Source organism: Chamaesiphon sp. OTE_75_metabat_556 (genome assembly GCF_031378165.1).
Classification (GTDB): Bacteria; Cyanobacteriota; Cyanobacteriia; order Cyanobacteriales; family Chamaesiphonaceae; genus Chamaesiphon.
Genome location: NZ_JANNDR010000399.1, coordinates 1 through 4,384 on the forward strand (window position 1 = coordinate 1; position 4,384 = coordinate 4,384).

Here is a 4,384-nt window from a genome sequence, read left to right on the forward strand (position 1 = left end):
CGAGACGATCGGCCAAGCGCGTTGAATATATAGATCTACCAAAGTTAGATCTACACCCAGCTCTAGTAAATAAATCGCTGTATGCCGCTCTACCTGCTCGACAATCCACGCAAAAGCTGGATTAGTATGAATTTGCTCTACGCCGTGGAGATCGCCCGTCCAGGCCATTTCTGGGTAGTTCCGACGCTCAGCTCCATCGTGCTCTAGTTGCAGCACTGCTGCGAGTAAACTTTGTTGATGTTTGGACGCATCCGGCAGATCGTCATAATAGATTGCTAGTGGAAATAAAGTCTCGATCGGCATAAAAATATTTCCAACAATATCGCTAGTTTACCGATCGAGTTTAGCAATTAGCCGCCATCATCTCACCGATTTTCTCTATCTACCCTGCTGGTTCGATCTCGTAGGCGATCGAGTGACAGTGGTGTCCGCCGATGAGATCGAGTTGCCGACCCAGAATTAAGCCCCGATCGATTTATTTGTAATACTGCTGAAACAACCCGACTCGACCTGAGCGATCGCGCCACAAATATTAGCTAGCTAGGGGATCGCCAGCTAGCTGATCGAGCGAACACTAGCATAAATGCGAATAATTGAGAGCTATGTAACAACTAAGCCGTCATTATTGGGTAAAATATAAACAGTGGTGCAACATTTGTCTCCCAACCTAAGTTGAGAGCTAGCACCAATGCCGAATTAAATAAGTACATCGAATGGATTCAAGTGGCACACCTGGCAAATCAACAACCGAACCTCCTCCGAAAAAGTGGGGAGAGTTCTGGGGTAGCGCGATCGCGATTTTTACGCTGATCCTTCCGGTTGCGGCGATCGTTCATTATTCGCCAGTTAGCAGCGTGCGCGCATTACCCACTTCGCCGCCAGTAGTGTCACCCGAATGAGTTAAACCCTAAGATTCGGACTTAACAGCTATATATCCAATTCCCAATCCCTAGTAAAATGCAGACAGGCAAGTTCGGGTGATCGCCCGAACTCGACCCAGACTGTTTAAATTGGAGAATTTTATTTTGGACTTAACGCTCATTCCCGCGCAACCTAAATACGGGATTATTAACGTTTTAATCGAAATCCCTGCTGGGAGTAAGAATAAATATGAATTTGATAAAGACATGAATGCGATGGCACTCGATCGAGTCCTCTCCTCATCCGTGCAATATCCCTACGACTATGGCTTTATTCCCAATACCCTCGGTAATGACGGCGATCCTTTGGACGGGATAGTGATGATGGATCAACCAACTTTTCCTGGCTGCGTGATTGCCGCACGGCCGATCGGTATGCTAGAAATGATCGATGGTGGCGATCGCGATGAAAAAATTCTCTGCGTTCCTGACAAAGATCCCCGCTACGCCAATGTCAAATCACTCAAAGATGTTCCCCAACATCGGTTGGATGAAATCTCCGAGTTTTTCAAAACCTACAAAAACCTGGAAAAGAAAGTAACTGAAATTCTCGGTTGGAAAGATGTCGATGCAGTGATGCCACTCGTTCAAGAATGCGTTGCCGCAGCTAAGAAGTAGCGCATCGGGAATCAGGGTTAAGACACAGAGGATGGCAGATCGATTCGTGCTGCATCTCCATCCTTGAGTCGCCCCATCCCATCTACCATCGCGTGCCGATCTTTTCATCCCTCATCCCCCATCGCTAAGTTATGCAGCGCACTTTATTGGCAGCCAAAATTCACAGTTGTACGATTACCGATGCCAACCTGCAATATATGGGCAGCATCAGTATCGACGAAACCTTACTGCTGGCAGTCGGCATCCTTCCCTACGAACAAGTGCATGTCGTCAATGTTAATAATGGCGAACGATTTATTACCTACGCGATCTCCGCAGCTTCAGGGAGCGGCGCGATCGAGTTAAATGGTGCCGCCGCGAGATTGGGCATTAAAGGTGACAAACTAATTATCATGACCTACGCGCAGTTGCTAGATACTGAGGCTCAAAATCACCGCCCCAAAGTAGTCATCGTAGACGATCGCAATCAAATTATTCACGTAAAATCGGACATCCCGGCTGGGATTGGTTGATGAAGTACCGTCAAAACAGCAGCTAGTCGAACTCCAGATCGACTAGCTGCTGTTTTGATTGGAAAATCGAGCGATTTTTGAGAGGGTATTCGATCGAGACATCAGATCGCTTAAAATAGCTGCTATAGATTCTCAACAATATTTTCAATGCCCAACCAACTCAATGATGAAGCCAGTCGATGGTCGAGGCGAAGAATGATGAAATGGGGGATTGGCGGCGGCTTGGGTGCGATCGGTACTGCTTATGGCTTGAACTTCATCAGTCGTAACGATCGATCTAGTCTCAAAGCTCCACCGATGCCACAAATGACTGAGGCCGACGCTCTAAGTGGATTTAACCCCGTCAAATACCTCCGCAACTTTGACTATGGGACTGTCACTCAAGAAAACGGTCGCACCGTCAGAGAGTTTCGCCTCGAAGCCGGCTCCGCCACCGTTCAACTCAACAAATCCACCAGTTTTATCGTCTGGAATTTCAACGGACAAGTCCCCGGACCAACACTCAGAGCGACACAGGGCGATCGGATTCGGGTGGTTTTTTCCAATCACGGCGGACACTATCATACGATCCATTTCCACGGTACCCATCCAGCCGCAATGGATGGCATTAAACCCATCAAGAATAATGCAGTCTTTATTTATGAGTTTGATGCTGACTCATTTGGCATCTATCCCTACCACTGCCATATTGAGCCTGTGACCAGACATATTGGCAAAGGTTTGTATGGGATGCTGATCGTCGATCCACCTACGCCCCGCCCTGCTGCTGATGAAATGGTGTTGATGATGGGCGGCTACGATCTAGACAGCGATGGTAAAAACGAGTTGTATGCTTTTAATGGCTTACCGAATTACTATATGCACCACCCGATTCCGATCCAGCAAGATGCGCTCATCCGCATCTATCTCCAAAATACGATCGAACTCGATCCGGTAGCTACCTTTCATCTTCATGCCAATATGTTCCAGGTTTACCCGACTGGACGCACACTCGTTCCCAGCCACGAAAGTGATGTCATCACAATGGGCACTGCCGAGCGACACATTATCGAGTTTAGCTTCAAGTATCCCGGAAAGTTTATGTTCCATCCGCATCAGGATAATATCGCCGAGTCTGGTTGCATGGGCTTTTTTGATGTGGTAGCAAAAAGTTAAGCCATTTTTCGCAATTTATTGCTAACTATTCTCAAAAAAGAGTAAGATAGACAGAATTGAATTGATATAAGTAATAAATAAGCATTAATGAAATTTCTCACCTATTTGGGCTACGGGCTAGCTAGTGCGGTCTTACTCATTAGCGTCAATGCCTGTATGAAGACACCCGAAGCTGTTACCCCTGCGCCTACAGCTAGCAGCAGTCAGCCCTCAAGCGAACACTCAATGGACGGCCATGGTAAAAAAATTAACATTAATAACGCAATTTTGTCAGAGTTGGACAAGCTAGAAGCCAAACTGGGAGTCCCAGCCCTGTCGAATAAAATCCAAGGTAGCCGCCCCTATGCCAAGCCCGAAGAGCTAGTCAGTAAGAAAGTCATCGACCAAGCTCAGTACGACCAAATCAAAGATCTGGTCACGATCGAAGAGGTAGTCCTCACTGGCGAAGCTAGGGATGTAGACTACATGACCAAATTGGGACTGATGAAAGGTCATCTAATGGTCGCCAAGGAACTCCTCGATCTCAAACAGGTCGCCCAAGCCGAACCCCATATCGGACACCCAGTTGAAGAGATCTATGCTGATGTAGAAGATCAACTAAAAGAACGCAAGGTACCAGAATTTAAGACACCATTGATTGCACTGCTCGATTTAGTCAAAGGAGGTGCTAAAGATGGTACTAAAGTTAACACCGATTTTACCGCAGCCATGAAATCGGTCGATGGTGCAATTAACATCTTGCCAGCCACCCAGCGCAATTCATCGAAATTCGCGCTCCAAATCATTAATGGCTTATTAGATACGGCCAACTCTGAGTATAAGGCATCAATTGCCAATGGCAAGATCGCCCAAGTCGTGGAGTATCAAGATTCTCGTGGATTTGTGGTTTATGCAAATCAACTCTACAAAGCGATCGAACCGCAGCTTAAAAAAGATAATTCAGCAGCCGCAACCACGATCAGCACTACCCTGGCGGATCTTACCAAAGCATGGCCTACTGCCGTCGCCCCAGCCACCCCAGTGAAGACCGCAGATGAAGTAACCAAGCTCATTAAATCGATCGAGTCGGAAGCTCAAAAGATCGCCAAAACTGCCGCCTAATCCTTTACCTGTAATCGATCGATGGATTTTAGTTCCGCCTTACCTACGTTTATTATCACCCTCCGCGAGGGTGTCGAA

Annotated in this window: 5 protein-coding genes and 1 pseudogene; 5 read left to right on the top strand and 1 reads right to left on the bottom strand. The window is 47.0% G+C overall.

Features of this window, described 5'->3' with window-relative positions; genetic code table 11:
- Nucleotides 1–303: pseudogene (locus RMO27_RS16135) on the bottom strand (hypothetical protein); the annotation flags it as partial.
- Between the two features lie 410 nt (nucleotides 304–713).
- Here RMO27_RS16135 and RMO27_RS16140 point away from each other — a divergent pair.
- From RMO27_RS16140 to RMO27_RS16160, 5 genes are all read left to right on the top strand, one after another.
- Nucleotides 714–899, top strand: coding sequence for a hypothetical protein (locus tag RMO27_RS16140; protein WP_309734330.1), 186 nt, complete (start codon nucleotides 714–716; stop codon nucleotides 897–899).
- 126 nt (nucleotides 900–1,025) lie between these two features.
- The gene (locus RMO27_RS16145; RefSeq protein WP_309734331.1) at nucleotides 1,026–1,538 is read left to right on the top strand and encodes an inorganic diphosphatase; all 513 of its coding nucleotides are present in this window, start codon (nucleotides 1,026–1,028) and stop codon (nucleotides 1,536–1,538) included.
- 131 nt (nucleotides 1,539–1,669) lie between these two features.
- On the top strand, nucleotides 1,670–2,050 hold the full coding sequence (gene panD, locus RMO27_RS16150; protein ID WP_309734333.1) for an aspartate 1-decarboxylase: 381 nt from the start codon (nucleotides 1,670–1,672) through the stop codon (nucleotides 2,048–2,050).
- A 147-nt stretch (nucleotides 2,051–2,197) separates the two neighbouring features.
- Nucleotides 2,198–3,205, top strand: coding sequence for a multicopper oxidase domain-containing protein (locus RMO27_RS16155; protein ID WP_309734335.1), 1,008 nt, complete (start codon nucleotides 2,198–2,200; stop codon nucleotides 3,203–3,205).
- An 87-nt stretch (nucleotides 3,206–3,292) separates the two neighbouring features.
- A complete protein-coding gene (locus tag RMO27_RS16160; RefSeq protein ID WP_309734337.1) occupies nucleotides 3,293–4,306 on the top strand; it encodes a helix-hairpin-helix domain-containing protein in 1,014 nt (337 codons plus the stop codon).
- Nucleotides 4,307–4,384 lie beyond the last annotated feature (78 nt).